We start from the raw sequence: 255 nt of genomic DNA, 5'->3' as shown, positions 1-255 counted from the left end.
CGCGCCGTTCCTGTCGGACGACCAGGTGGCGGAGCTGTACTCCTCCTCCAAGGCGATCCTCAAGGAAGCCGGCTACGTCGGCGCCGGCACCGTGGAGTTCCTCGTCGGCACGGACGGCACGATCTCCTTCCTCGAGGTCAACACCCGCCTCCAGGTCGAACACCCCGTCACCGAGGAGGTCGCCGGCATCGACCTCGTCCGCGAGATGTTCCGCATCGCCGACGGCGAGGAACTCGGCTACGGCGACCCCGCCCT

General features: G+C 68.6%; 1 pseudogene. It reads left to right on the top strand.

The window, feature by feature from the left end:
* A pseudogene (locus KVT44_RS61430) lies at positions 1–255 on the top strand (acetyl-/propionyl-CoA carboxylase subunit alpha); the annotation flags it as partial.

Origin of the sequence: Streptomyces sp. GbtcB7 (assembly GCF_019091445.1) — a bacterium.
Classification (GTDB): Bacteria; Actinomycetota; Actinomycetes; order Streptomycetales; family Streptomycetaceae; genus Streptomyces; species Streptomyces mirabilis.
The sequence above is the reverse complement of the archived record's forward strand: the minus strand, read 5'-3'. Positions and strand labels throughout refer to the sequence as shown.